The sequence below is a fragment of the Streptomyces sp. BA2 genome (genome assembly GCF_009769735.1).
GTDB lineage: Bacteria > Actinomycetota > Actinomycetes > Streptomycetales > Streptomycetaceae > Streptomyces.
Genome location: NZ_WSRO01000001.1, coordinates 212,473 through 239,341, shown reverse-complemented (window position 1 = coordinate 239,341; position 26,869 = coordinate 212,473). Strand labels below are relative to the sequence as shown.

The following is a 26,869-nucleotide window of genomic DNA, read 5'->3' as shown; positions in this document are numbered from 1 at the left end:
GGATTTCCTGTAACCGTGAGCGTCTCGACTGCTACGAGATGGCTTGCTGATCGCCGTGGGGAGCTGAGCGCAGGCAGATTCTTCTGTCATGAAGTTGCCTCGTCCGCTGCCCGGGTCTGGGCTGGGTGTGGGCAGCGGGTTATGCGGAGGGTGCGGGTTGGGGGGGAAGGGGGCCGAGGAGAGGGCCGGTGCCGAGGGGGTACCACATGGCTCGGTAAGTGCCGGCGGATTGCGTTTGGATGAGATTGACCGTGGTTCCTTTTGCGACGGGGAGAAGGATTCGGGGGCCGACGAAGGTGTAGCCGTCGTCCGGTTGGGATCCCTCATCGGTGGTGATGACGTAAGGGACGGCGTCCCCCCCTTCGGGGGGCGTGAGGCTGATGACCACTTCGGAGGGCTCGCTGTTGGCGGAGCCTTGGACGGTGCACAGCAGGAACCCGTCGGTGCTGGCGATGGCCGTATCTGCCTGGGTCACGGGATTGGCGATGGTCAGGATGCTCGCGGTCTCGTTGAGGTCCAGGTCGGTGAGGGTGACGTCGGTGGGGGAGACCACGGCGAGTGTGGTCAGGCTGTGGGTGATCTGCTGGCCGTTTTTGTCGCAGAGCGTGAGGTAGAGGGTGAAGGGGGTGGTGTGGGAGAGGGTGAGGAGCTCGCCTCCCTGGCCGGTGAAGGATCCTCCGCCGTTGTCGCTGTTGTTGTCCGTGACATCCACGGGCTTATCGACCTGGTCGTAGTAAATTGTCATGGTGTAGTAGGGGGGGGAGGGGTGTTTTGTCTTTTTCGAGAAGGGGGGCTTGGCCGTCCATTGGAGTCTGAGAGGATCTCCTCGTTTAACGACCACTTGGTCCGCAGGGGAGGTCGTGAAGTTGCGGAAAGCAGTGCCTGTGGGGTATTTAGGGACGGTGAACCCCGTAATGTTGGTGACGGGGTTGCCGCTCAAAGAGCTTTTCTCGATGGTCCTGCACTTCGCCGTCGTCAGCGTGCCGTCTGCGCCGAGCGCATTGTTGACCAGAATTTTGTTGATCTGGAGCGAGAACTCGAATTTGTCGCCGGGTTTGAAAGTGAAGTACTTGGACCCCGGTGGGGTGAGCATGAAATAGTATTTCGTACTCGTGCCGTCGCCAGGGCCCGATACTAGTTTTCTGGTGAAGCTTGCATTGATGCCAGTGGGCTTCTGGGGCGTGGCGTTTCCGAGGGCGTCCTCGGTGGCTAGGCTTTCGGGTCCATCACCCGGATTAAGGTCGATACTGATGTATGCGCAGCTGACTGCGACGTCCTGCTTATTTTCAACGGTGCACATCAGGTTGACGATGCTGCCGACCGTCGCCATATCGGGGTCGGTGCTGTAGTCGTAGCTGAGCAGGACATCTGGGTAGTCGGTCATGATGGGCGTTCCTCCGTGGTGTTAGGCGAGTTTCCCGGTGCCCAGGGGCAGCCAGGTCAGCATGTAGTCGGAAGGGTCATTGGGGAGCACCGTGAATTCAACCGTGCTGGATTTGCGGACGGGGAAAGTGAAATTCTTGTTGTTGTCCTGCGTTGATCCGGACTGGCCGGTGAGGGTCGCGGTGGAAACCGTTGATCCTGAAGTGATCTGGGCCTGGAGGTTGCCGCTGCAGTCCTGGTTGAGTGCGGCGAAGATGAATCCGTCGCTGAGAGCGGTGTAGGCGGTGCCGATGTCGAAGGTGTCGGAGCTGGTGTGGAGGATGCCGGCGTGCCCGCTGGCGGTCAGGTTGCCGGCGGTGAGGTCTCCGTCGGTGATGACGCTTGCGGTGGTCTGGCTCTTGATTTCCCCGCTGGGCGTGTGGGTGGCCTGGAGGTGGTAGCCGATGGTGAGGCCGTTCAGCGGCTGGGTGGGGACCGTGAAATACCAGAGTTCGGCGTCGGCCGGGTCAGGGGTGAAGTAGCTGTTGCTGGGGTTCCGCAGGTCCGCGTCAGCTACGTGCACCTGCACGACCCCCTGTTGCGGGTCGGTGGTGTTGTAGTAGAGGTCGTATTCGATGTCTGTGTTCTGGGAGCAGTGCCAGTGCAGGTTGGTCGTGGCGCCTGCGCTGACCGGGAGGTCATCGGGATGGAAGTCCTCGAACACGCCCTTGTCCCCGGTCGGCCAGCCGGAGTCCTTCGCGGGCCGATGGCGTCGGCCGCCGTCCGCTGTCCCGCTGCGGCCCGCGGGGCTGGGGGGCGGGGCGGAGGCGGCGGAGTGCGGGTTTCTCCATGACAGGCAGTCCGTCCCGGTGCCTTCGACGAGGTCACCGTCGCCGAGGGGCTGCCAGATCAGCCGGTAGCAGTCGGCGTCGTAGGGGACGGTGAATTGAAGCGTGCTGCATTTGCTGACGGGGATGGTGAAGTTGTGGTTATCCTCGTCGCTGGCTGATTCGGATGTGATGGCGTGAACGGCCGACTGGAGGGCGCCGCGGGGCGCAATCTGGGCCGTGAGGGTACTTTGGACGTTGTTGTTGTTCGCCGTGACGGAGCCAAAGAGGAATCCGTCCGTGGGTGCGGTGTAGACGGTGCCTGCCGTGAGAGCGGTCTGGCCGACGGGGTGAAGGATCCCGGCATTTCCCTTGACGTTGATGTCGCCGGTGTCGAGGTCTCCGCCGATGACGAAGCTCGCGGTGGTCTGGTACCTGGCCTCTTCCTGCCAGGTGGCCTGGAGGTGGTATCCGATGGCGATGCTGTAGAGAGGCTCGGTTGTGTAGGAGAAGTCCAGGATGTTCGAGTCCTGTTCGGCGGTATAGTTTGCCGGATTGCGTAATTCGCTGTCCGTTACCGGGGGGAGGTCTCCTGCCGTGCTGCCCGTGTTGTAGTACAGGGTGTAATGGATTTTCGGGTTTGCGGCGCAGCGCCAGTGCAGGGTGGTCGAATTACCCCGTTGGACGGGTGCGTCGTCGGCGCGGAAGCCCTCGAAAATTCCCTGGTCGCCGCCCGGCCAGAACACCACGGGGAGGGGGTAGGAAATCTGGGCGGCAGGGTCGGAGCCCTCGGTCAGATGCAGAGGAGCGACGCCGGGGGCCGTCGGCGGCTGAATGTTGTCCAGGGTGAGGGTGAAATGGTCGCCGGGGGCCAGCCGGGCGAGGGTGGTGGATGGTGTCAGGGTGTAGGCGCCGGAACCGGCGGTCAGCGTGAAGCCCTGGCTGACGGCGGCGTGGATGGTCTCGGGGCTGGTTGTCAGGACGGTGGTGTCGGGGCCCTGGGGTGTGAGGGGGAAACCGAGACTGATGCTGGGGCAGTCGATGGGCTGGTCGCTGTCGTTGGTGGCGGTGAGCGTGAGCGTGGCGACTTGTTCGGTGTCGAGGAAGGTGGGGGTGCTGCGCAGGGTGTAGCGCAGTCCGCTGGCGTTGGTGACGGTGCGGGTGGTCATGGTTGCGGCTCCGTGCGGTTTGAGGCGGGGTCGGGGGAATGGGCAGGGGACTGGTCGGCGTTGTCGCCGGCCCGCCGGACCTTCTCCGGAGGCGGTGTCTGGCCGACGGCGGTGGTCAGGGTGAGGTAGCCGGTGCGGGCCGGGGGCGGGGCCTGGTCGAGATGCGCGGCGTTGTCGGTGGGGGTGATGGGGTAGTGGTCCCACGGCTCGGCGGCCTGCGCGTCCTGGGCTGCGGAGGCGCTCTGGTAGGCGGTTTCGTGGGGGGGTTGTGGCTGGGACCAGTCCCAGATGCCCTTCCAGGCCGACGGGCAGGGCATGACCACGGCGGTGACCTGGTCGTCGCCGGTGCCGGTCTCCCCCGTGGGAACGGGGCGGGTGCCGGCCAGCAGAGGACCGGTGCGCGAGGCGATCCGCAGGTGGGACAGGGGCGTGCGGACGTCCTCGTCGGGCAGGCGCAAGGTGGCCGCGGGCAGAACGTCACTGATCGCGTTGATGTCCGACCAGGGGTGGGCCACCAGCGTGACGAAGGCGGTATACGGATTCGTCGGGTCGAAGGCCGCGTCGGCGTCGAGGACTTCGGATTTGGGGGCGGGGGCGGGGTTGACCGGCAGGGCCAGGTCGTGGGCATCGATCTGCTGGGCGTAGCCGCTCGCCGCGCCGACCGGGGTGCGAAAGACGTTGTAGTCGGTCGGCTGGGTGGGGTCGATGCGGCCGTCGGCCCCCGTCTTGTGGGTGTAGTAGCCGATGAGCCCGTCGGTGGTCTTCGTGACGCCGTTGTCGTCGCGCGGCGGGCCGCCCAGCCGGATGTTCCATTTCCATTGCTGGGTTAGATAGTCGGGGGTGGTGAAGTCCAGGGCCTTGTCCCAGGTGGGGTCGGTGTAGGGGAGGGTGTCGGTCTCCAGGGTGAGCCGGGCGCGGATCAGGGCGACGGGCTGGCCGATCAGCGGGGCCATCATGGTGCCGGCGGTGGCGGGCGGCTGGGCGGCGGTGGTCGGAGCATCGATGCGAGCCATGAGGGCGTCGAAAGCATCGGGCCCGTTGCTGCGCAGGCCGGTGATGAAGTGGAAGAGTTCGGGGCACTGGGTGGCGAAGTCGCTCTGTGCATCGAAAGGATCGTCGTTGTAGGCGGTGTCGTCGTCCGGGTCGGTGTAGTAGGGCAGGGTGGCCCAGTCCACGGCGGGCACTTCGCTTCCGTTGCTGATGCCGATGCCCTTGCGGGCTTCGACGATGCCGCGCCCGTGCTGGTCGTGGATGAGCAGGGAGCCGGTGAGGTGATTGGCCAGCAGCCAGCCGACCACCGGGGTGGTCTCGGGGTGGTCGTGCGTGGCGACCTCGGGCGGATCATCCACGACCGTCGGGGCGACCAGCTCGCCGTCGGCGTAGGGGTCGTTGGTGGACACGAAGTCGAACCGCAGCCGGGTCGGCTGGAGGATGCGGGGTGTCAGCTGCAGATAGCAGTCCTGGTCATCGACGTGGATGTCATCCGGGTCGGGGTTGGTGGTGTCGCCGAAGGTGAGGTAGGTGTTGGGGGCGACCAGGTTGGGGGTGACGCTGGGGGCGCGGTAGGGGGGGTGCATCTCCGGGAAGGTGTTGGAATCCGCCTCGCCCCAGGCGTCGATGAGCGTCAGGTGACGTCCCATGGAGTCGACGATTCCGGCGAAGGTGAAGACGAACTGTGCTCCTCCGGCCGGAGTGAACCGCAGCGTGGGACCCTTCGAGCCCATGGCGTAGTCGGGGGCGGGCGCGGGGAAGCCGTCGTGCGGATAGTCGGTGAGCAAGTCGCTATATGGAGCACCGGCATTGGGGATGATGCCGATGCCGGACAGGCGCTGGAGCAGCGAGCGGTGCAGGCCTTCCACCGTCTGGGAGATCTGCCCGAACTCGTCGGCCTTGCCGACCAGCTCCTCAAAGCCCTGGTGGGGCGCGTCAGGGAAGGTGCGGATGTGCCGGTCGGCGCCGCCCCCGACGAGAACCCGGGGCACGTCGGTCAGGGCGCAGCGGCCGCTGAGATGCAGGGGCGCCACCGTCGGCTTGCCCGTGGAGGTCTTGGTGAGCTCATACCGGCCGCTTTGGGGGTTGAAGACCCACTGGTAGTCCTTGTCGCCCTCCAGAGGCACCGGGTAGTACTGCATCCGCCACAGCAGGTAGACCGGTGACCAGGCCTGGTCCCAGATGGGCCTGATGGCGGTGAAGTGCCCGGGGCCGGCCGGGTTCCCCGCCGAGTTGAGGAAGGAGCGGGAGACATGAGTGTCGGGGTCCAGGCTGTTCACGTCGTTGATGAGGTCGTTGCTGTCCGCGGTGCCGGTGGCGGCGGCAGCGGAGAGCAGCGTGAATTCGGCGAACAGGCCGGTGAAGGTGTCTTGCACCTGCGGCGGCAGGCGGTCCCAGCCCTGGGGCGGGCCAGCCAGCGGGCCGGTTTGCATCGTGGTTTTGATGAGCATGCTGGCCACTAGCTGATCGCGGGTGCGGCAGAACAGCGGGCCCTTGTCCGGCTGCGGCTTTTTCGCGGGGTCCTTCCAGAGCCCGCCGAGCAGGACCACCGGGTCGTTGGGCGTCTGGAACGCCGGCAGCGGAACAGACTTCAGCACCCGGTGCACCTTTTTCGGATCCGTGCCGTCCGGGTCCAGGCCCCAGGCCCCAGCGTACTTGGCGATGCTGTCGGCGAACGCCTGCTCGGTGTCTCCGTGCGGCAGGCCGGGAATGCCCGACACTCCGTTGACCACCTGGTCCTGAATGAGTCCGGTCATCTCGGCCAGCACTGCCCGCAGACTTGCGGCCAGCTCGTCCATCATGGGCGTGGGTTGGAAGGACTCCGGGCGGCCGCCGGGGTTGTCGAAGTTGTCTTCCAAGGGTGTGATGCTCAGCCGCCACAGCTCATAGAGGCGGAACCGCAGCCCGGAGGCGTACCGGGCCAGCTGGTTGTAGCTCGCCTGTTTGGCGTTGAGGTCGGCCAGCCAGTTGCGTTCCTTCACCAGCTCGGCGTCCGTCAACGGCTCCGACAGCCCGGAGGGCGGGTCTGTGATCTGCCAGGTGTGATCGGTGTTGTTCGGGGTGAACCACGTGCTGTGGAGGGTGTCGTCGAACCCTTCGGGGTTCTGATCGAGCTGCTCGAATTTGCCGGTTAAAAAGGCCTGGAACAGGCGTCCGGCCGCCACATCGTTCGTCTTGTGCAGGCCGGGCGCGGTCGCCGCGTCGGCCGCGTTGTGCCCCACCGCCAAAAAGACCTGAGCCAGGCTGTCGGGCCTGTTCCCGGTGAGAGCCGGGGCATTGGCCGTGTCGTCCCACTCCAGCCGCAGGGCCGCTCCGGCATACAGGGACATCGCGTCCGGGGTCCCGCTGGTCGTCCAGTCGAGCTCCTCCATCAGCGCGGCAACGCCACCCGAGCCGGCGAGGATGTCCCCGCTCTCCGGCGAGAACCAGCCGCACACCAGGTAATCGAGTGTCGCTTGCGCGGGGTCGATGTCGTGCAGGTTGTCGTAGAAAGAGAAGACGCCCTGGTTGTAGGGCTGGTAGCCGCAGAATGCCATAATTCCCGGCCCTACCGCCGTGAGGAAGAGAGGATTACCCTCGGTGCGGCTGTAGTCCCACTCCTGCAACTCCCATACCCGTCCGATCGTCATCGGCATGTAGTCGCCTGGGTCGTATCCCGGATAGTGGTCCGTTTCCGTGACCTGGTGGGCCCAGGCAGCGTAGTTTCCGTTCCACGGGTAGTCGTAGGGGTCCTGCTGGTACTCGGCGAGGTAATCGCTCTCAACCACCCATGCCTTGAAGGTCGGGGTCGCCTCCGGTTGGCCGGACGGCCGGCTGGAACGGACGACCATCCAGCGGTTGGGGACCGGCGGGAATTTTCCGTCCGTATCGCTCTGGGTGCGAAAAGCATCGGGCACCAGCCAGTGCACCTGCGCCCCGGTCTGTGGAGCGATGTCCTGCCTTCCAGTGAACGGATACGGCTCAGGGGGGTTGGAGATTTCCTTGGGATCCGAGAAGTCGAGTTCCCAGCGCCCGTACGGGTCAGGGTCCTCCTCGCTCTGCATCTGGGAGTTGACGAGGTAGACCTCGATCTCAACGGGAACGATCAGTGGATTGGTCACAGCTAGCTCCAGGATTCTCTATTCCGCAATGGTTACGGTTGACGGAAGATCTGCCGGTGGGGGGACTGGATCATCTGGACAGCAAATCCCGCCGGCGATACCTGCTCGCCCGTATCCAGCTGTTGCTGATTTCTGAGTGATGTGGTCAGGAGGTTCACCACCTGGGAAAGCTGCAAGACCTCAGGCTGAGCGGCACCCGGCGGCGCCGGCGACCGGAAAAGGTTCTTGAGTGAGAACGAGGCCCCGGTGATCGGGGCGCCCGGGTGGTCGCCCTTCAGATAGCGCAGGTCGATGACGTAGTCATCGCCCTCGGCGCCGAAGTACAGATCCTGGTGGGGCTGGCCGAGCGTGACGATGTCGGGCACCTGGTCGAAGAGGCACAGCAGCAGGTCCGGCCCGAGGTAGTCCCGGCGCACGATCGTCACCGGGTTTCCGCCCTGGGATGCTTCGATGATTAGGCCCGGCCAGTCCTTGGCCAGCCGGGACCGCAGCAGCAGTCCGGCCTGCGGCGGCGGCTGGCGCGAGTCCAGGTGGGCGGTCACGGCCGCGGTCACGGTCTCCTGGAGGGCCTGGTCCAGCGTGGTGCTCACGCCGGCGCTCGCAAGTCCCTTGACCAGTGCGGCGATCCAGGTGGAGTCCACGTGGAAGAAGCGCACGCTCTCCGGGGGCAGCATCCGGGGGTCGGCGACCAGGTGGTCGAAGGAGACCAGCTCCAGGGTGTAGAGCGCTTCGATGATGTCCGCCACCTGCCCGGCTTCGTCCGTCAGGGCCTCGGCCAGTACCGTGCGCACCTCCTCGCGCTGCAGCGCAGTGCGCAGCCACTCCGCCCTGGACCCGGCCGTGTTCGCCGGCACGGACGCCGGCACAGACGCCGTCCCGGCCGGTCGCGCCGCGTCGGCCGCCGGGATCCGTTCCAGACGCTGCGCCAGACCATCTCCCACCAGCTGGTGGAAGCGGCGCAGCGCGGGCCAGTTCCCGGTCAGCTCCTCGAGCGTGGGGCTCACCCCGCTCTCCAGGCCGCTGATCTCCGGAGAAGTGCTCAGGCGGGACAGCACCCGAAGCGCGGCGGCGCGAGCCTGCTGCTGCATTTGTGATACCGCGGAACCCGCCGGTGCGTGGGAAAGCGCCACCAGACGGCCCATGGTCCATGCCGCCGCATAGGACAGGTCGAACACGCCCCAGTCGGGCAGGTAGACCAGCAGGTCGTCAGACGACTTGGTGTCTACCCCGTTGTCCTGCTGCGTGTCGCTGGGCAGCTGCAGTCCGGGGACGGTCGACGGCGGGACGGGGGTCAGCGGCCCCCGGTACCAGCTGAGCGTGCGCTCACCCTCGGCTGTCACATAGGACAGGGGCACATACCCCCACGTTAGACGGTTCTTTACCTCAATTGCTTCCTGCGATTCATCGTTGATGGGCGGCGGCAGCCGCAACGACAGCGCGGCCTCGGGCGAAGGCTGGCCGGCGGCGTGCGCGTGGTCCGCATCGGTGCCCGGGGCCGCCAGATTCTTGACCACATCGGCGAAGTGCCCGCCCGGGTCCGGGTGGGAGGTAAACGACCAGGAACGCAGGGACACCAACCTCACCGTGTCCTTGCCCTTGGGCAGCCCATAGCTGGTCAGTTGTTCGAGGAAGCCTTCCAGCGAGACCAGATGAGCCGCGTAGTTCCCGGAGGTGCGGGGGAACCGGTTGGTCATCACAATGCTGTACGTGCCGGGGTCGGTCATGTCCAGGTTCGACGCCCTGAAGAATGACGGCTCATCACCCACATCACGCACATGCGCCAGGTGCGTCAGCTGCTCCCCGTAGGGGACCACAGCGGTGAACACGGCCGCGGGCACGTCGATCGTGCTGCAGACCCCCGCCAGAACTTGATCGACAACGGTGTCTGGTTCGATCTCCGGGCCGAGTACGTTGTAGTCCTTATCCCCCACATGCTTGTTCTGCAGATCGAGCAGCTCCTGGACCGTGAAACTCGTGTTGACGGTTCCTTCCGAGTGAGGGTCATTTGGCAGCTCACCTTCCGCGAAAAGGAGCAGCGCCATCCACGGCATGCGCTCACCGGTGAGGCCTTCTTCCAGCTCCTGTTCCCAGGGCAGGGTTGTCCGGGTCAGGCTCACATGGGCCAGACGGTTGTCGAAGTTGCCCACTGATCCGTTCGGCGGGTGCTCGGCATGAATGAAGCTGGGGTCTAAGGCGAACCGCGGGGCGTGGACCTCGAACTTCTGGGTGGCCGTGGGGAATTGATCCGTGTTGCTGAGAACTACCCCCGAGCTGTCGGCGACCTCCTGGTCGATGGTGATGGTGTACTTGCCCCCCGTGAGGGCCGGAACCTTGGAATCGGAGAACGTGAGGACGCGCGTGGAAGGAGGAGGGCTCTCTTTGGAGGGCATGGTGGGTTCTCCTGGGGTGTGTGGTGTGGGTTAGGTGGTGAGGAGGAGGGGGTTGGTGTTGTAGAGGCCGTTGTTGAGGCGGGTGGTGTAGTGGGTGAGGGGGTCGTTTGTGTGGGGGCTGTAGTCGTTGGTGGTTTGGGGGGTGGTGTTGGTGTGGGCGATTTGGCAGTTGGTGAGGGCGGTGTCGAGGTTGGTGCGGGCGGTTGTGGTTTGGGTGGTGGTGATGGTGGTGGTGATGGTGTTGATGGCTTGGTTGTTTTGGGTGGGTGGGGTGTTGGGTGGGGTGGTGTTGGTGGGGTTGAGGGGGAGGTCGCTGTCGGGTTCGACGTCTTCGAGTTGGAGGTCGGTGGCGTGGATGGTGGGCAGGGAGGGGCCGAGTTGGGCGTCGGGGATGCTGACGCGGATGCCGGTGTATTGGTCGTCGATGAGGCCGGTTCCGCTGGTGGGGGGTGTGGTGTCCAGGTTGTCGAGGGGTGTGCCCCACAGGGCCTGGGGGAGGCCTTCGGTGACCAGGTTGACTTTCCAGTCCTTGTCGTCGAGTGCGACGAGGACTCCGGTTTTTCCGTGGGCGATGGTCACGGTGTGGGTGGATTTCAGGTCTGCTCCGTTGGGTTTGCCCATGGGGCGGACGTTGAGTTTCCGGTTGGGGTCGGGTGCTTCGCCGTGGTGGGGGTCGTTGAGGGGCAGGGGGTAGTTGGTGGGGGGGTTGATGTGGAAGGTGGTGGTGGGGACCACGCAGCGGGTGGAGAAGACGAAGCCGTGGGTGGAGACGATCCAGGGGACGGGTGTTTTGCCGTTGGGGTCGGGTGGGGTGCCCGGGACGGCGAGGAGTCCGCTTTCGGCGGTGATCTGTATGCGGTGGGCGGCGTCGGGGAGTTTCTGCTCCGCGAACTCATCCCAGGTCAGCTGTTTCAGGCCGCTTTCGAGTTGCGAACCGAAGCCGACACCGATCCTGACACTAAACGGCAGCTTGATTTCGACCCGGCCGCCCACCGGCGGCAGCCACCCGTCCAGTGCCACGCCCAGCTCCACCGATACGGTGACCAGCAGCATCTTCACCCGCAGACCGACACTGAGACCCGCGGAGAAGAGAAGGAAGAAGGGACGCCACTGCACGGTCACGTCGAAGGCGAGGCTGAGCCACCCCTTGATGCTTCCGCCGGGGATGTCCTTGGAGACGTCGAACGAGTAGTCGCCGCCGATCATCATTCCGTGTGAAGAGACCATCCAGTAGAATTGCGCGTTCGCGCTCAGCCAGCTGGAAATCTTCCACTCGAGCCCGATCCTTTCATTGTCGCGAACCTGCGGCCAGTATTTGGGTGGCTGGAAGCCGACCCGGTAGCCGCCGGCGGTGAGGACGAATTCACCCCGGTGGTCCCCGCCGATGAACACATACAGATCGAGCGCGCCTCTGATCTTGGCCTTCTCGGTGATGAAGAATGAATCGTCGGTGAGTGAGGCGCCGATGGCCACCAGCTCCCCCGAGGCCTCTGCCTCAACGGCAGCCTGGAACTTCGCTATCTTCGCCACCGACATGTCCAGGGTGCCGATGAGGGCACCGCTCAGCCCGTTCTTGAAGGACAGGACAAGCAGCGCCGAGCAGGTGATGAAGTCGACGAGGACCGTCTGGACGCCGACGGCCAGCCAGTACGCGCTGTCCTGCGGCGTCACCCACTTCGTCGGCTCCTCGGTGAGCATTTCCAGCGCCCCCAGCGCGCCCTGCGGGACCTTGCCCTGGACCTGCGGGGTGAGACCGAGCAGCAGCGGGAACCGCGTCACCTCGGCCGGTCCCGGCACCCTCAGCTGGCTGTTGAAACCGAACCCCAGGCAGAAGCCGCTCAAGGTGATGACACCGGGGATCAGAGGAATCAGGCCCGCCGCCGGAGCCGGCGGCATCTGCTGTGCGCCCTGCGGCTTCTGCACCCGGACAAACACAAAGAACGAGCTGAACGACGGATTGCCGGAACTCTCTTTCGCGTGTGCATAGGCCCCCTCCGCCAGGATGCTGATCTGGGGAACGGTGACAAGAACTGCGCCTTCCACGAGCGGGTCATAGTCGGCGTTATTCTCGTAGATCAGCCCACCGCCGATCTCCATCGCACCCGACCTGAAATCAACACCCAGCCCCTGTGGCGGGTAGGCCCTGATCTGCTCCCACCCGTATTCCGCCGTCACGGTGGTGAAGCCGACACTCAGGCCCACGATCTCGATGGTGAGCCCGTTCCGCTCTTTCTGGTCGGCCGAGGCGGTACACGCCGTCCCCAACGAACCGTCCACCCACAAGAGAAGTTCGAAATCACCCTCCGTGCCCACATCGACCAACGTGATCCCCATGCGGCGGACATAGATGTGCCCAAGCGCTTCGTACACGTTCACCCATACCGGCTTCGACTTCTGCGACAAGGGCAGGAATACGCAACTGTCGAATCCGCTCCCGTGCTCACTGAAGGGAGGGGGGCTTCCCAGCTTGGGAGGGGTAAATCCCAGCTCGGCAAAGCCTGAGCTCTCCGCGAGATTGTCCTCAGGAAAGAGCGGCGGGCCACTCTTCGAAGAAGGCGGCGGATCCAGCGAGCCGTATGCAGCGAGAATATTGGAGTTGATGGTTCTCACCTGGCTCGCATCCAGTGAGCCTGTCGCCACCCCCGTCCCCGTATGCTGCACAGAGATATCCGAATCCGCGTCCACGCCGCCACCCACCAGCGGCAGGTGCGAGAGTTTGTAGCCGATATCGCGGGTCGACATCAACGCGTAAACAGGATTTTTTCCTACCTGCACTCCGCCGATCACCAGGCGGCACAGGCCGTCGCTCGACTCCCCATACACCGCATCCGGCTTCGCGGGGTCACCGACCACAGCGACGCGGGTCAACACCGGGGTCAGCGAGGCCGCAGGCATCTGGCCGTGGTCGATTTGATACTGCTCCAGCAGATCACCGACAGTGGGATCTGCTGCATCGCGGGATGCCGTGCCCTGTGGGCGGTATCCGGCCATGCCACACCTCCGGGATAACGTTGCTTTGGCCTCGACAGGCCGTAAACGAGCTAAGGGACAGCACCTGCAACCGCGGCAGCTCCTGCCGCCTTTGCCCCTTGTAGGTGGACCAGCCACGATCTGCCCTCGACCCAGTTCAAACCTCACCCTGAGGGCCTCTCGGCGGGGCAATTCCAAAGCCCCGCCGAGTAAGCCTCTGCGCTGGTGCACCTCAGGCGCTGTTCGACCGGAGGCGGCGCACTGTGCACAGCCCCACTCGCGGGCACGGGGGCAGGACCTCATCGAGGCGAAGGCAACATCGATTGCGGCGGGCCCTGGAGAGGCCGGAGCGTTGGCAGGGGCCGACGGATGAACGAGCGAGTCCCCGGTAAGAGAGGGGCGATGCCATCAGGCTGCACACAGAACTGACGATGCGTTCGAACCGGTGCCGCATGTTGTGGGCCAAGGAGCTGCCCGCGTTATTCGGAACGTTCCTCTTTCCGCGGACCCAATTGGGCGAGGGTGTGAACCAACACATGGGTCATGGCGGAAGGGGCACCGCCAGGCCCCGCCATCACAGCTCGCACCAGGAACCTGGTGGCTTCCTCCGGGGCGGGGTGTGTGGTGTGGGTTAGGTGGTGAGGAGGAGGGGGTTGGTGTTGTAGAGGCCGTTGTTGAGGCGGGTGGTGTAGTGGGTGAGGGGGTCGTTTGTGTGGGGGCTGTAGTCGTTGGTGGTTTGGGGGGTGGTGTTGGTGTGGGCGATTTGGCAGTTGGTGAGGGCGGTGTCGAGGTTGGTGCGGGCGGTTGTGGTTTGGGTGGTGGTGATGGTGGTGGTGATGGTGTTGATGGCTTGGTTGTTTTGGGTGGGTGGGGTGTTGGGTGGGGTGGTGTTGGTGGGGTTGAGGGGGAGGTCGCTGTCGGGTTCGACGTCTTCGAGTTGGAGGTCGGTGGCGTGGATGGTGGGCAGGGAGGGGCCGAGTTGGGCGTCGGGGATGCTGACGCGGATGCCGGTGTATTGGTCGTCGATGAGGCCGGTTCCGCTGGTGGGGGGTGTGGTGTCCAGGTTGTCGAGGGGTGTGCCCCACAGGGCCTGGGGGAGGCCTTCGGTGACCAGGTTGACTTTCCAGTCCTTGTCGTCGAGTGCGACGAGGACTCCGGTTTTTCCGTGGGCGATGGTCACGGTGTGGGTGGATTTCAGGTCTGCTCCGTTGGGTTTGCCCATGGGGCGGACGTTGAGTTTCCGGTTGGGGTCGGGTGCTTCGCCGTGGTGGGGGTCGTTGAGGGGCAGGGGGTAGTTGGTGGGGGGGTTGATGTGGAAGGTGGTGGTGGGGACCACGCAGCGGGTGGAGAAGACGAAGCCGTGGGTGGAGACGATCCAGGGGACGGGTGTTTTGCCGTTGGGGTCGGGTGGGGTGCCCGGGACGGCGAGGAGTCCGCTTTCGGCGGTGATCTGTATGCGGTGGGCGGCGTCGGGGAGTTTCTGCTCCGCGAACTCATCCCAGGTCAGCTGTTTCAGGCCGCTTTCGAGTTGCGAACCGAAGCCGACACCGATCGTGATGCCGAACGGCAGATCGATTTCGACCCGGCCGCCCACCGGCGGCAACCACCCCTCCAGCGACAGCCCCAGCTCCACGGAAGCCGACACCAACAACATCGTCACCCGCAGACCGACAGTCAAGCTCCCCTGGAAGTGCATGTAGAAGGGGCGCCACTGCACGGTCACATCGAAGGTGAGACTGAGCCACCCGTGGATGCTTCCGCCGGGGATGCTCTTGGCCACGTCGAACGACATGGCGCCGCCGACCATCATCCCGTGTGAAGAGACCATCCAGTAGTACTGCGCGCTCGCACTCAGCCAGCTGTTGATGCTCCAGTCGAGGCCGATCCTTTTGTGCACTTGCGGCCAGTAGTCGGGCGCATCGAAGCCCGACTGGTATCCGCCGGCGGTGAGGACGAATTCACCCCGGTGATCCCCGCCGATGAACACATACAGATCGATCGCGCCAGTGACGTTGGCGTCCTTGATGATGAAGTAGGACTGATCAGTGAGCGAGGCGCCGATGGCAATCCGCTCTCCGGTGATCTCGGCCTCCACGTCGGCCTGGATCCTCGCCACCTTCTCCGCCTGCATATCCACCAGACCGAGGAGCGCACCGGTCACCTCATCCTTGAAGGACAGCACGAGAAGAGCCCAGCAGGAAATGATGTCGCAGAGGACCGCCTGGAGACCGGCTGCTCCCCAATACGCGCCGTCCTGCGGCGTCACCCAGTTCGCCGGCCCGCTGGTGAGCGAATCCAGGGCCGCCAGCGGCCCCGTCGCCCCCTTGCCACCGGTCTGCGGGGTGAGGCCGACCAGCAGCGGGAAAGTCATCACCTCGTCCGGCCCAGGCACTCTCAGCTGGCTGTTGAAACCGAACCCGAAACAGAAACCGGTCAGGGCGATGACACCGGGAATGAGCGGGATCCCCGCCGCAGGCATGGTCTCCTCGCCCCCGCCGTCGGACGCGCTGGCCCGGACAAACACGAAGAACGAGGTGAACTCCGGCTCCTTCTTGGCCCGTGCGTAGGCCCCCATGGCCTGCAGGCTGAGCTGCGGGGCACGGACGATCACTCCGCCCTCCACCAGCGGGTCGTAGTCAGCATTGTCCTCGAATACCAGCCCTCCACCGATCTCAATCGGACCCGCGCTGAAATCGACCCCCAGCCCCTGGACCACGGTCTTCCATTTGAACTTGCCATCCAGTGGGATCCCGATGCCCAGCCCGGTGACGTCTATCTCGAGAGCGGTCGTCGCCAGGGAGGCATCCACCCATATCCACACTTCGCCCGGGCCGCCGTCGCCGGGGGCGTAGGCGAGCCCCAGACGCCGTAACGCCAGCAAGCCCACCGGATAGTTCAAATCCATCCAGGCGACCCCCGTCGCGCTGGCCGCGGCTTCGGCCGGTGGCCCAGCACTGGTCGGGTTTGTCGGGACAAACTCTGCACGCTCAGGCATCAGGGGCCCCTTTCCTTGGAAAGCTTCACTCGCGTTGCGTCATAGGTGCCCGAACAGCCCCGAGCCCCTCGCCAGGGGATCGTCAAAGTGAGAGCTACAAGTTGGATCCCTGGCGGCTGCCGTTTGGTGCGTCCGCTTGACCGCGTATCTCCGCGATGCGGATGCCAGATCAGGGTGTGCATCTGGTAGGCGGCGGCCGAGCCCCCGTCGTCGATCGGAGTACACCGGGAGAACGCCGCTAGTCATCTTCTCGGCGCTAAAGGCCCGGCTTGCAGCTGACTGTCCTGTGGGCGCTGGAGTTGGTGATGCGATGCGAGGGCGCGAGGGCTGATGGTGTCGCGTGGCACGGACAGGGAGGCAGAGACGAGCTGAGGGGGCCCGCGCGCTGTGCAGCGCACTTGTGCCCTGCCGTCCAGACCGTAGACCGGCCGTGCCACCGTCCACCCTTCACTACTGGTCGACGCCCTGACGGCCTGGACCGCTAGCACCCCCGCGGGGGGCAAAGCGGTGAAACGTAGTGCGCATGCGGAATGCGGCGGGCCTGCCAGCACGCCACCGAACCGGTTGATAAACCAGACGGCAGCCTCGCGATCACCCCGACTTCCCTATAGGCGAGGCCGAGGGAGCGTCCATGCGTGTACGGAAGGCAGCCACCGGAGTGACCGACGCGCTGCTGGTGCTTATCGAGCCGCACGCCCACCAGCATCGCGGGCCCCGCCAGCACACCCTGGCCGCGCTCGCCGCCGCCCGGCCGGGCAGCCTGGTCATTGCCCCCAACGGAGCCGCTGATCTCGCCACCTTACGCAAGGCGCAGGCCCGAGTGATCACTGGATCGGCGGGGCGTAGCGCCGCCCGGCTGCTGGCCAGCGCACGGGCAGCGTCGTATGTATCGGCTGTCGCCCAGCGGGCGTTATCCCAGCGCCGCTGGCCGAGCCGTCTGCGGCGCCTTCCCGATCAGATCACGCTCCTTGCCCGGTGTCTGACCGAGGCCGCGTGCCTGCGGACTGCTCGGCATCTCGTACGAGATCCGGGAGCCGTGGTGGTGCTCAGCGCGAGCGAAGCCCTGCACGGAGCGGCCGCGCTACTCGGCGGACAGGCCCACCTGCGTTTCGTCCACGGCAGGGTCGCTACCGAAGACGCGGCCCTTCGGATCCTTGGCCGGCTCACCCGACGAGGAGAACGTCACGTATTCGCGCTGTACCCGACCGCTGCCCTACGTGACCAGGTGGCTGCGGCCTTTCCCCGCCTGCCCGGCGCGGTGCGGACCTTCGCTGTGGACGACGGGAAGCGTCTCACTGACGCCGAGCGGGAGGCCGGCCGTGCCGCCTTCGGTATTCCTGATGCGGCCACCGCGCTGTGTCTGATTGACGGTTGGGGCCCGTACGGGGACATCGACACGGTCAGCGGCGCGCTCAAGGGCGTGCGGCAGCCGCTGCACCTGGTGGTGTGCGGTGCGCCGCCGCAGGAGGAGGTCCTTGCCCGGTGGCGGGGCCTGCCGGGATGGCGCGTCCACGCTGTTCCGGGCTCGGTCGGCGAATACGTCCTGCGGTTCGTCTACGCTGCCGCGGACGCGGCCCTCGTCGCCCAACTCCCCGGGGCGGACAAGGAGCCCCGGCCGATCATGGACGCCGTACGCCTCGGCGTCCCTCTCCTGGTATCCGAGCATGACCCGGACCTGAGTGCCCGCCTCGCGGGGCGTCCGTGGGCCTGGCTCTTTCCGGCCGGTGATCCGGACGCGCTCACCGCGGTCTTGGATCGGCTGGCCGAGGGGCCACCGGACAGGCCCGGGGAGCGGGCGCCCATCGACCTGGGCATGGTCACGGCCGACGAGCAGGCGGACTTCCTCATCCAGACCTACGTCCAACTACTGTCCCGGACACGCAGATGACCGATCCGTCCGCGGGAGGGCAGTTCCCGTCCGCGGGAGGGCAGTTCAGTGTGGCGCACCTCTTGTCCAGGAGACGCTGGCTTCTTTGGCTTCGTTGGCCAAATCTCTGTGTCGTTCTTCGGCGACGGGACGCTTCCATTTTAGGCGGTCGATCGCCCCTATGACGGATGGTCACCGCAGCAGTAATGTGCAGCCTTCGCTGTTGGACGGGTGGTGTCGCATTGGTGGGAGCAGCCGTCAGTGAATTGGGCGGTGACTGGGTACGCATGAGGGCGGGGGGAATGGGCCGGGCGCCGCGAGGCGCCCGGCCCATGAAGTCAGTCCGTGTTGGTACACGCTCGCCCGGCACCGGCGACAAGTACTTTGAAGGCTTTGGACTCCGGGTCATCAAAGGGCCCGCGAGGCATGCGTCTTTATCATGAAGCCTCTACCTGAGCGCTTCACCTCCCCCCGGGCCCCGCTGGCGAGCCCAGCGCGTACTGCGGCCACCACTGCCCCCGCCCGCGGCCCGCCCCCGCAGGTTCCGTCGGATTCGCCGGGCCGCTTGATCCACAGGTAGGCGTCGAGCGCGGGGTCGCCGGTGGCGGTGGCGGTGATGGGTGGGGTGCCCAGGGCGTGGCCCGGCGGGTTGCACCAGGACTGGTCGCCGATGGCGCAGCCGAGCGCCCTGATGACGCGATGGCCGTAGGCCAAACCCGCCGCGTTCGTCTGGTAGCTGGAGATGTTGACCGCGAATCCGTCGGAACCGGCGACCCCAGCTTGTCGCAGCGGTGCGACCAGTCGGTTCTCGTCGGGGATCCAGTCGCGGTTGCCCGTGTCGAGACAGACCCCGGTGCGAGGGCGTGCTGTGAGGCGGTCGACGGCGTAGGCGCGCAGCCCGTACCGCCGCTCCTCGGCGTCGGCCCTCGCGCAGCCCGCGATCTTCTGCGCCACGGTGTCCGGTCCGACGATGACGTACGCAGCGCGGTCACCGATGCCCGCGGCCAGCTCGTCGACCCACCGGCGCTACTGCGCCGCGCTGGCCGCCCCGCCTCCGGGTGGGAGACGCACGCGATGGATGGCCTCCCGCCGCCATACATGGCCCTCTCAACCTTTCGCCGCAACAGTCAGGGCGAACACCGCTCGATGCGGGGCCGCTGGAGTTGGACGGCGAGCGCGAACGTCGCGGGCGGGTTGGGATTGGGATTGGGATTGGTCAGCCATAGAACCGTCCCCGCGACGCAGAGATGTTCCGCAGACCGTGGGCCTGCCTGACAGAGTGGATCTGCCGAAACACCTGCGCCCTACGCCCAATCCTGCGATGCGAGGAGCGCTGCGCCGGCCCACACCGCGAGCCACACCAGCACGGGAACCGGAACCGCCACAGCCATAGCGGTCCCGCCCAACACCCCAAGCGCGACCCAAGCCGAGGCACACCACGGGCAAGAGACCAGGTCGGCGAGCCACTGCGGAGACCAGCGTGCTCGATACACTGGCACGTCCTGGTCGGGTCCTGCCCAGCCACCGGCCAGCTTGTGTCGTATCCAGAGCAGCGGCGGGAAATCGTCCTTGACCACGAGGCGGGTCAATCGGTAAGTAGCCAGAGTCATCACGAGCAGGAGCAGCGCCGTATGCATGCCTCAAGAACCCCTTCTTGCATCCGGTGAAATTCCGTCAGTAATTTCTGAGGGCCATTTAATCCCGCAGTCGCAGTCCTCAGCGCCGCCTTGAACCGGAAACGTTGAGTTGCTGTTACTCGGCCGGAGAATGGACATTATTTGGCGCCTTCGGTATCACGCCACTTGCCAGGCCCGGCTATGTGCTGATGCCCGGCCTCGGCGGAGGCGGCGGAGGCGGTGGACGTTTCCCTTTGCGGCAGCCACACATTGATCTCACCTCGTTCGAATCTGAGTCATAATCTGATCGCCAGCAGCGTCAGGTCAGCTGTTCCAGTCGCTGACGCCTACTTTTATGTCCGCCACCCGCTGCTTCCCCTCCCGCTGGATGTGCTGCAACTCGAGGCGGGGATCGCAGACCGCGGTGCGGCAACTGGCCACGTCGGCACATTCCCCCAGACGGCGTCCGCCGCCGGCACGGCCAGTGCAACGCGGACGTCATCAGCGGCCCAGGTAGGCCCACAGCGGACCGGCGCAGCGTTCGCTCACCGAGCGTCGCCCAGCGGACAGAGCCGAGCCTGCGGGATGCCTGGCCCGGACGGGACGGCCCGGACCAGGTGGTCGCGCAGGGACGGTTGGGGGGACCGCCGGCGGAGTGAGATGTGCACTAGCCAGCATCGCGCAAGGTGTCGTCCCGACCGAGGCGTGCTACCTGCCGTCCGCCGCGAGGGGTACGCCGTGCGTAGGGTCATATAACTCGTCACCGGAAAGCGCCACAACGCGCCGCGAGAACTTCAGAGGTGGTGCAGGAGATGACGTACAACGGACTTTTCAGCGCAGCGTTTTGCCTCATCGCGCAGGCGGGAGACGAAGAAGCGGCGTACTTCCTCTCAGGTGCCGAGTACACCAGGTTTGCCTGGGGTCCCGGTGGGACCCGCGAAGGGGGCCATGCGGAGGGAGGGGGCCGGACCAGTGCGCTCCTACCTTCCATCCCGCATCTTTGGCGCTGTGGCCTGGACGCTGTCTGCGTCTTCGGCCGGGATGCAACGTATTTCTTCCAGTGGAACAAGTACCTGGTCTACAGCCCTGAAGACGATGAGACGGCTGCCCCGGGGCGGGTTTCTGACATCACTCCCTTCACCCGCATTGATGCAGCCATCACCTGCACGTCGGGCGCCACCTCGCGGAAACTGGCCTACTTCTTCTCGGGTGACCGGGTCTATGCCTTTGATCCGGCCCGTCCTGGTGAAGGCGAGGACGCTTCTATTGCGGAGGCGCTCCCTTGGCTCCCGCGGTACTTCCGCCGCGGAATCGACTGTGCTGTCACCACAGCCGACGGCGCGACTGCCTACCTCTTCCGCGGTCGCTACTTCATCCAGCTCAGCTCGCGCAGCCTCACCGATCAGGAGGACATCGCCGGTGTCGGCGATGTCCTCCCCCTCAACCCCACAACCTGGCCAGGCCTGCACCACGTGGACCCCGCCCGGCGCTGGTCCACCGGGGACGAGGGCGCCCAGGTCGCCCCAGCCCCGACCCCGGCCAGCGAGCAAACGGCCGTGGTCCGGGGCGGCTTGGGATGAGACGACGCCGTAGGGCGGGGCGAGACAGTCAGTTGGAGGGGGCGTGAGGGGGCGCCTACCGGCGTGGGCTTCGCACATCAAGTCACTTTTCGGCCGTCACACTCGGACCGACTGGAGAGGGCGCGGCCCCTCCACTGGTGGGCGTCTCCGGCTGAGATGCGGCGGATTGCTGCGCCGGGGCGGCTGCGGTGTAGAAGACGGAGGATCCCTGCTTGGTGCGCTGGGCCCGGCCCTTGGCGACCAGGCCCTCGACCGTGGTGCGCACGACGGTGGTCTTGATGGTGCGGTCCGGGTGGTCCTGGGCGAGGGCGGTGGTGATCTCGGCGGCGGAGCGCGGTTCGTTCTGCCGGCCGAGGTGGTTGCCGATCAGCTGGACCAGAGTGGGCCCCGCCGCCGTCTCGGCGGGCTTCTTCGCGGCGGCCTTGCCGTTGTCCTTGTCCTTGAGCGTGTTCTTGGCTTTGGCGGCCGTGGCCTTCTTCGTTCGGGCCGTACGGGAACCGTTTGCACCTTCCCGTGGGGCAGGCACATCCTTCTTGAAGGCTGACGCCGTGTTGACGGCGACCGCCGGTGCGCCGGGGGAGCCAAGAGCTTGCTGCATGCTCAGCAAGAGGGCGTAGTCGTTCTCCAGGGCTTGCAACAGCTCCTGCAGCGCCGCTACTTCAGTCCCGATACGTTCATGTTCCTTGCGGTTGGTGTCCAGGTCTGCGGCTACCTGGGCGGCGTACCGGGCCCGCACTCCGGCAGTTTCCGGCCGAACATCTGACATAACCGTGACCTTTCGTCAGTGCACGCGGTGGTGAGGGTCGCGAGACATGATCACACTGAGTGTTTATGAGGGGCGTGCCTTGTTAGTGAACCTTGAGATCTGACTGGCCAGCCTGTGACAGTAGTAACTCATGTCCAGCGTGGTAGGGAAGAGTACGCGCTGATGACCCACAGGCGGGTGCACTGGGGGCGGGTTTGACCCGGCAACACGCATTAGCGAGATGACTCCGAAGCTGTTCGAGCGGCCTCTCTCGATCGACACCAAACATTTCTGTGTCTTGTTCAGCAGGGCGGTCATGCAGCCGTAGTTGGGTCGAACGCCCCCGGGAGGCACCGTGCCATTTCCGACGTACCCAAACGCAAGGTGTCGGCGTGAAAGAGCCCGTTGGGCTGCTGTGGTTGCAGCACAGAGGAAAACAAGCCCTGGCTTCGGCGCCTACACATCGAGGACTGCGCGCAATGCCTGGTCGACGCGTGCCATCGTTTCGGGGGCTACGGTGCCGATGTGCTGCGCGCCTTCGAACTGGGCCGTTCGCAGTTGCTGGAGGTTGACCGCTACCGCGGTACACGGCAGCGGCTCACCGATGACAACGGACATGGCGGTATCCGGGAACCGGCCGGGAGGGTGCAGCACGACCGTGAGGGCCGTACCGAACATGGCCTCCAGACCATCAAGGGCCACGAGCAGGACGTCGCGGCCATCCGCGAGCGTCCAGATGTCACCACGCCTCACAGGAGGTCGCCCTCGCCTGCCAGATCGTCACCGAGACCGAGCGCGGAGAGCTGCTGCGCGGCGTCGAGTACCGACTGGCGGCGTGCAGCGCGCACGATATAGGCGTTCAACGACATGCCGACCGCCGCGGCAGCGGCGCGGATTGAAGGATCAAGGTCATCGGGGATGCGTAATGTCATGACGGCCATGCCACCAAACTTAGCCACCGAAATGCAGTGGCGTGCATCAGTTGTGCCTCCTGTGAGGCCGGGGCGGGCGCTCAGCCTTCGGCGATCCGGCGGGGCAACGCGCCGCCAGACCACCGGATGCGCACCGCGCTTCGCAATGTGAGCCTGGACGCGGGGGCTACAGAGAAAGGCGTTGCAATGTCAGTCATTGACAAGCTCAAGCAAATGCTCAAAGGCCACGAGGGCCCGGCCGGGCAGGGAATCGACAAGGCGGGCGACTTCGTCGACGAAAAGACCCAGGGCAAGTACTCCCGCCAGGTCGACACCGTCCAGGACAAGCTCAAGGACCAGTTAGGCCAGGATCAGGACAAGCCCCCGCAGTCGTAGCGCCGGGGGCTGATTGCAGTAACTGGTGCTGCGGCCGCAGTGCTGCTGGCCGCTCTGCCCCATGCCCCGGCCCCGCAAGGGACGCCGGTGGTGAATCCACGGTCTGCGGATGGCGGCCTGTGCGACCCCCCCTGGAGTTGTACAGGCCGCCGTCGTATTCAGGGTGGGTTCGGTGTCGTTTCGTGGGGTGGGTTTTGGGCGAGGTCTCGAAGCGGATGCGCGGTCCGAGCGGGCGGGCCTTCCGGAGGGCTGTCTGCGTTGCGGAGGCAGGCCCCGCTGGGGGGGCGGCGTGATTCGGCACTCGGTGCTGCCTGGAGGCGACGAGTTACGGGGCGGGACTTCTGCCCGCTCAGCTGGCAGGAGCAGAACCCGCGGACAGGCCGGTTGGTCGCCGATCACGAAAGACTCGCCCGCCTCGATGGTGTGAATGACCTCTCGAGTCTTCCGATATTTTGACCCGCCTCCAAGTGCTCCAGGCCCGTTTGCGGAACCGAAAGAAGCAGGCGCCCCTCACCCCCTCAGCCGGGTCTCGGCCTCAAAAGGACGCGCGATGGATGAGCGCGAAGACCTGCCGATTTCCAGAGGGCGCGATGACCGTAGGCGCGTCGAGAATCAAGTGATGGATCACGCAGTCGTGCCCTGCCATCATGTGAACGCTTCACGGTCAAGCCGCCCGTGTAGGCGCTCTCCACGTCCGTCATCGCCACGCCGAGATGCTCACCGAGGTAGTAATACCGGTGAGAGCTGACGCCCACCGGCTTCTCAGGACACCTTCTCAGTAGGGACCGTCGAATCCACTCTTGCGGGCGACGATAAGCATGGTTGCCTACTCCACGAGGGTATGCAGCAGGACCAGTAAGTCACGCTGAGTCCGCATTGAGGCCCCGGGCCGCGAGTTGAGACGTCAGGAATCTCGCTCAACCGTCCCTGGGCCTCACCTGTTACGCATATCTCCTGTCGCCCGACCAGTTACCGCTCTGAAGATTGCTATTCAAGGAGCCACCATGAACGATCGCCCCAAGCCCTCCAGTTCCCCCCGAGCTGCCGACGGACGATGCAAAGGCCCATTAGGTGGCCGGGAGAGCGCGGATGACTGTCAGGACGCCGCTCGCTTCGAGATCGGCCGCCACTACCAACCCCCGCTGCCGGTCTGTCCGGTGCACCTCGGTCCAGCGCTCCTCATGGCGGCCGACGTGCTGTGGCCGCCGCGCATCATCCTGGTCCGCTGAACGCGCACCTCGACTCGGCGCCCGCCGTCTTCGCGGAGGTATTCACTTGCTGCGTTCCGCACAACCTGTGAACGATCAAAATCGCCATCGTTCACAAGTGTGCGGTCTCGCATGCCGTGGACGTGTGCGGTCGCACCTCGATGAGGGCGTGAATATCCGCAGGGAGTTGTTCGCGGGTGTCGGCGACGGGCATCGCGTGCGCGATCGCGTCGATGGTCCACGGCTGCTCGCTCATCGCTGCCCTCTCGGTGCTGGTGCTCGCTGAGTTCGCGGAACTGAATCCAGATGAGTTCACGGATTACGCTTGGAGGGTAGCGCCTGGGTGGGTGGGTGTCCCGGCAACAATGCAGGTCAGGGGCCGCGCCGGGCCTGTCTCCGTTCACCCCTGTCGACGTTTGCTCCGGTCACGGTGACACCGCAAGCGGGATGCCCTGGCCGTCGACGATGAGGTGGTGCTTGCTGCCCGGCCGGGCGCGGTCGACCGGGCTGGGCCCCCTTTTTGGGCCCCGTCGGGTGGCCCGCACCGCGACCAGTCCAGCTTGTCCATCGACCGCAGCTCTTTCAACAATGCGGTGTGCAGGCGGTCCCATACGCCGGCTTCGTTTCAGGCGGCCAGGCGTCTCCAGCAGGTCGTGCCCGATCTGAAGCCCAACTCCTGGTGCAGGTACTCCCATTGGATGCCGTTATGCAGGACGAAGAGGATCCGCACAACACTTGCCGGTCCGATACCCGAGGCCCGCCCTCGACCAGCTCCGGAGCAGGCTCACGCAGCAACGGGTCAATGAGCGAACGCAGTTCGTCCGACACGATCCACGGTCGCGGCTGACGGTTCCCCACTCAGACAGAGCCAGTTGGGCCCGCTGGTCGAGGTCACCTTGCCGATAGCTTCGCAATCGGCGCGAAGCTATCTGAGATTCGATGCGGCCCATCGCGCGACCCTCCGTACGGCGGGAACTGGAGCAGCACCTCAGGACGCGGTCCAGCGCGCCGCCCAGCGTGCACCCGCTTGCTGTCCTCCTCGCACCCGTTGGGCCATGTCGGGTTACCGAGATGCTGTGGGTGTTACCCACCGAACGTGCGCTCTGAGCTCGCACATCGGGCCACCGAGGAACGCCCGACCCGCCTCTGCGGGTGGTTCGTCGAAACCCTTGGGGCCGGCAGCCGTTGGGCACGGTACGGAACCGCGCGGACCGCAGAGGGCATCGACCTGCTCCCGCGTGGCACCACTGGGTCCGGCAGGCCCATCTCTCTTCCGCCTGGTGCGTGCGACGACCACGTACGCGTCGAGCCCGAGCACACCCCGGAGCAGTCGTGACGATTACCCGCCACCGTGAGCAGTCCATCGAGGCGGTCACCATTCAGTGGCTCGGCGGCAGCGCCGTCGACGTCATCGCATGGACCGGCTCCGGGAACAGCATGACCTTCGACGCGGAGCGGGGTACGGGTGCTCCCGACATGAGTGCCGCCGTGTACGACGAGCTGGACTCAGCTCGGGGGGCCGGCTGCAAGGGCCAGCACATCGTGGGTGGAGCGAAGGGCGAACTGTGCTCCGGCGCGGGGGATGGCCCCGCCGAGACGTACGAGGCGGTGAGTCCGCCGCAGAGCACACAGCCCTGCGCGCGCCGCCGACCCGTCTTACCCGACGACGTCAAAGTGATCGCCGGACTTGCCCGCGGTCATGCCCTCGGCCAGGTCTGCGACGACCTCAGCAAGTGCCCACGTGCCAGGCACTGCAGCCGTCGTCAACTCACCCATCGCCTCAGTCCCACCGGCCACCCGCAGCCCTCCCTCGTCGACTACCTCTACCGGTACGCACATCTCCGCGGTCCTGTCACCGAAACGCGGCCACAGATCGGCCGGCCTGCTCACTCTCTCGACGCCCGCACGCGTGGCCTCTTCGCCGGTGAGACAGGGGAAGGGATGCGGGTCAGTTCCGACATCGCCACGTCCCACTGGCGGCATGCCCTGCTGGAAGCACGCTCGCATACACATGCGGTTGACCTCGGCTGGGACATAGGGCTCCTCGGCCACGCTCAACCACCCAAGAGGGCCCAGGCCCTCGCATGATCCGCGACATTATCCACGCAGCCAGCCTCGTTGCCTTCCTTTCCACCGCCTGGGCCGCCGCGCTCAGTGCGGTCCTCGCCCTCGGTGTGGTCCTCACCATCGCTGGGACTCTCCACGCCTACCGCAGGAGTGGCAATTGACATCCTCCTTCGTCCTAGAGGGCGGGCATCCCCGCCCGCCTACCCGCCGGAGGTGACCGGCTCTGACCAGGTGCCTCAATCTGGACAGCTACGTTCTCACCGGGCAACGCGGTCTGTTGCACGTCACGGAGCCGGTTGATCATCCGCACCCGGTCAGCTTCCACGTCGGAACGGTGAGCGGTCAACAGCGCGAGGTCGGCCGCCAGCTGGACGGGCACGTCGATGGCAGCGAAGTCCCGGCGGCGGGTAGTTTCCGCAATGACGTAGGCATCACGGGCGTCGGTCTTGGCCTTGCCACGGTAGGCCCCGGCCATCCGGCGGACCGTGCGGCCGGAAACGTAACCGGCCCAGACCTGGGCGCGTTGCTCGCTCACTGCCCCTACTCGTTGCGCACGGCATGCCGTCGGCCCGAGGGACACCTTCGCTGTCATCCCCGTAATCAGCGACCGCACGAAGCGCGCGCATCTCAATCAACAGCCAGGGCGCCCCGGAGAGCCGGGGCGGCCGCTCCTTG

Annotated in this window: 16 protein-coding genes and 1 pseudogene; 4 read left to right on the top strand and 13 right to left on the bottom strand. The window is 65.8% G+C overall.

Annotated features, from left to right (window positions below):
* Window positions 1-139 precede the first annotated feature (139 nt).
* The 6 genes from E5671_RS00980 to E5671_RS00955 form a co-directional block, all read right to left on the bottom strand.
* Window positions 140-1,384, bottom strand: coding sequence for a hypothetical protein (locus E5671_RS00980; protein ID WP_160501933.1), 1,245 nt, complete (start codon window positions 1,382-1,384; stop codon window positions 140-142).
* 21 nt (window positions 1,385-1,405) lie between these two features.
* Window positions 1,406-3,358, bottom strand: coding sequence for a hypothetical protein (locus E5671_RS00975; protein WP_160501932.1), 1,953 nt, complete (start codon window positions 3,356-3,358; stop codon window positions 1,406-1,408).
* Window positions 3,355-7,449, bottom strand: coding sequence for a hypothetical protein (locus tag E5671_RS00970; RefSeq protein WP_160501931.1), 4,095 nt, complete (start codon window positions 7,447-7,449; stop codon window positions 3,355-3,357). The genes E5671_RS00975 and E5671_RS00970 overlap by 4 nt, the downstream gene beginning before the upstream one ends.
* A 32-nt stretch (window positions 7,450-7,481) precedes the next feature.
* Entirely contained in the window at window positions 7,482-9,839 is a 2,358-nt protein-coding gene (locus E5671_RS00965) for a hypothetical protein (protein ID WP_160501930.1), read from the bottom strand.
* Between the two features lie 30 nt (window positions 9,840-9,869).
* Window positions 9,870-12,830: a DUF6603 domain-containing protein gene (locus E5671_RS00960; protein ID WP_160501929.1), complete on the bottom strand. Its 2,961-nt coding sequence runs from the start codon at window positions 12,828-12,830 to the stop codon at window positions 9,870-9,872.
* A 610-nt stretch (window positions 12,831-13,440) separates the two neighbouring features.
* Complete coding sequence (locus E5671_RS00955) at window positions 13,441-15,804, bottom strand: DUF6603 domain-containing protein (protein WP_160501928.1); 2,364 nt, start codon at window positions 15,802-15,804, stop codon at window positions 13,441-13,443.
* A gap of 631 nt (window positions 15,805-16,435) precedes the next feature.
* Here E5671_RS00955 and E5671_RS00950 point away from each other — a divergent pair.
* Window positions 16,436-17,692, top strand: a complete 1,257-nt coding sequence (locus tag E5671_RS00950) for a hypothetical protein (protein ID WP_160501927.1) — start codon at window positions 16,436-16,438, stop codon at window positions 17,690-17,692.
* Between the two features lie 387 nt (window positions 17,693-18,079).
* Here the strand turns inward: E5671_RS00950 and E5671_RS00945 are convergent, their stop codons facing one another.
* Together E5671_RS00945 and E5671_RS47630 are read right to left on the bottom strand one after the other, a co-directional pair.
* Complete coding sequence (locus tag E5671_RS00945) at window positions 18,080-18,643, bottom strand: glycoside hydrolase family 6 protein (RefSeq protein WP_336605637.1); 564 nt, start codon at window positions 18,641-18,643, stop codon at window positions 18,080-18,082.
* Between the two features lie 332 nt (window positions 18,644-18,975).
* Window positions 18,976-19,281 carry a DUF1360 domain-containing protein gene (locus E5671_RS47630; protein ID WP_443032549.1) on the bottom strand — a complete coding sequence of 102 codons (306 nt, stop codon included), beginning with the start codon at window positions 19,279-19,281 and terminating at the stop codon, window positions 18,976-18,978.
* An 818-nt stretch (window positions 19,282-20,099) separates the two neighbouring features.
* Here E5671_RS47630 and E5671_RS00935 point away from each other — a divergent pair.
* Window positions 20,100-20,867, top strand: coding sequence for a hypothetical protein (locus tag E5671_RS00935; protein WP_160501925.1), 768 nt, complete (start codon window positions 20,100-20,102; stop codon window positions 20,865-20,867).
* 82 nt (window positions 20,868-20,949) lie between these two features.
* Here the strand turns inward: E5671_RS00935 and E5671_RS00930 are convergent, their stop codons facing one another.
* From E5671_RS00930 to E5671_RS00920, 3 genes are all read right to left on the bottom strand, one after another.
* Window positions 20,950-21,633 carry a BlaI/MecI/CopY family transcriptional regulator gene (locus E5671_RS00930; protein WP_160501924.1) on the bottom strand — a complete coding sequence of 228 codons (684 nt, stop codon included), beginning with the start codon at window positions 21,631-21,633 and terminating at the stop codon, window positions 20,950-20,952.
* 435 nt (window positions 21,634-22,068) lie between these two features.
* Window positions 22,069-22,365, bottom strand: a complete 297-nt coding sequence (locus E5671_RS00925) for a hypothetical protein (protein WP_160501923.1) — start codon at window positions 22,363-22,365, stop codon at window positions 22,069-22,071.
* Window positions 22,362-22,553, bottom strand: a complete 192-nt coding sequence (locus E5671_RS00920) for a toxin-antitoxin system HicB family antitoxin (RefSeq protein WP_237329979.1) — start codon at window positions 22,551-22,553, stop codon at window positions 22,362-22,364. Before E5671_RS00920 ends, E5671_RS00925 begins: the two co-directional genes overlap by 4 nt.
* Window positions 22,554-22,730: 177 nt before the next feature.
* Here E5671_RS00920 and E5671_RS00915 point away from each other — a divergent pair, with 177 nt between their 5' ends.
* The gene (locus E5671_RS00915; RefSeq protein ID WP_160501922.1) at window positions 22,731-22,919 is read left to right on the top strand and encodes an antitoxin; all 189 of its coding nucleotides are present in this window, start codon (window positions 22,731-22,733) and stop codon (window positions 22,917-22,919) included.
* 1,320 nt (window positions 22,920-24,239) lie between these two features.
* Here the strand turns inward: E5671_RS00915 and E5671_RS00910 are convergent.
* Window positions 24,240-24,383: a hypothetical protein gene (locus E5671_RS00910; RefSeq protein WP_160501921.1), complete on the bottom strand. Its 144-nt coding sequence runs from the start codon at window positions 24,381-24,383 to the stop codon at window positions 24,240-24,242.
* A 1,076-nt stretch (window positions 24,384-25,459) separates the two neighbouring features.
* On the opposite strand from E5671_RS00910, the gene E5671_RS00905 reads away from it, so the two are divergent.
* Window positions 25,460-26,215, top strand: coding sequence for a hypothetical protein (locus E5671_RS00905; protein WP_160501920.1), 756 nt, complete (start codon window positions 25,460-25,462; stop codon window positions 26,213-26,215).
* A gap of 241 nt (window positions 26,216-26,456) precedes the next feature.
* Here the strand turns inward: E5671_RS00905 and E5671_RS00900 are convergent.
* Window positions 26,457-26,702, bottom strand: a pseudogene (locus tag E5671_RS00900) (IS110 family transposase); the annotation flags it as partial.
* Between the last annotated feature and the right edge of the window lie 167 nt (window positions 26,703-26,869).

Bases quoted from the DNA above. Each gene is read 5' to 3' on its own strand.
- E5671_RS00980 (WP_160501933.1), bottom strand. From the start codon at position 1,384: ATGACCGACTACCCAGATGTCCTGCTCAGCTACGACTACAGCACCGAC.
- E5671_RS00975 (WP_160501932.1), bottom strand. From the start codon at position 3,358: ATGACCACCCGCACCGTCACCAACGCCAGCGGACTGCGCTACACCCTG.
- E5671_RS00965 (WP_160501930.1), bottom strand. From the start codon at position 9,839: ATGCCCTCCAAAGAGAGCCCTCCTCCTTCCACGCGCGTCCTCACGTTC.
- E5671_RS00960 (WP_160501929.1), bottom strand. From the start codon at position 12,830: ATGGCCGGATACCGCCCACAGGGCACGGCATCCCGCGATGCAGCAGAT.
- E5671_RS00955 (WP_160501928.1), bottom strand. From the start codon at position 15,804: ATGCCTGAGCGTGCAGAGTTTGTCCCGACAAACCCGACCAGTGCTGGG.
- E5671_RS00950 (WP_160501927.1), top strand. From the start codon at position 16,436: ATGCGTGTACGGAAGGCAGCCACCGGAGTGACCGACGCGCTGCTGGTG.
- E5671_RS47630 (WP_443032549.1), bottom strand. From the start codon at position 19,281: ATGACTCTGGCTACTTACCGATTGACCCGCCTCGTGGTCAAGGACGAT.
- E5671_RS00935 (WP_160501925.1), top strand. From the start codon at position 20,100: ATGACGTACAACGGACTTTTCAGCGCAGCGTTTTGCCTCATCGCGCAG.
- E5671_RS00930 (WP_160501924.1), bottom strand. From the start codon at position 21,633: ATGTCAGATGTTCGGCCGGAAACTGCCGGAGTGCGGGCCCGGTACGCC.
- E5671_RS00920 (WP_237329979.1), bottom strand. From the start codon at position 22,553: ATGGCCGTCATGACATTACGCATCCCCGATGACCTTGATCCTTCAATC.
- E5671_RS00915 (WP_160501922.1), top strand. From the start codon at position 22,731: ATGTCAGTCATTGACAAGCTCAAGCAAATGCTCAAAGGCCACGAGGGC.
- E5671_RS00910 (WP_160501921.1), bottom strand. From the start codon at position 24,383: ATGAGCGAGCAGCCGTGGACCATCGACGCGATCGCGCACGCGATGCCC.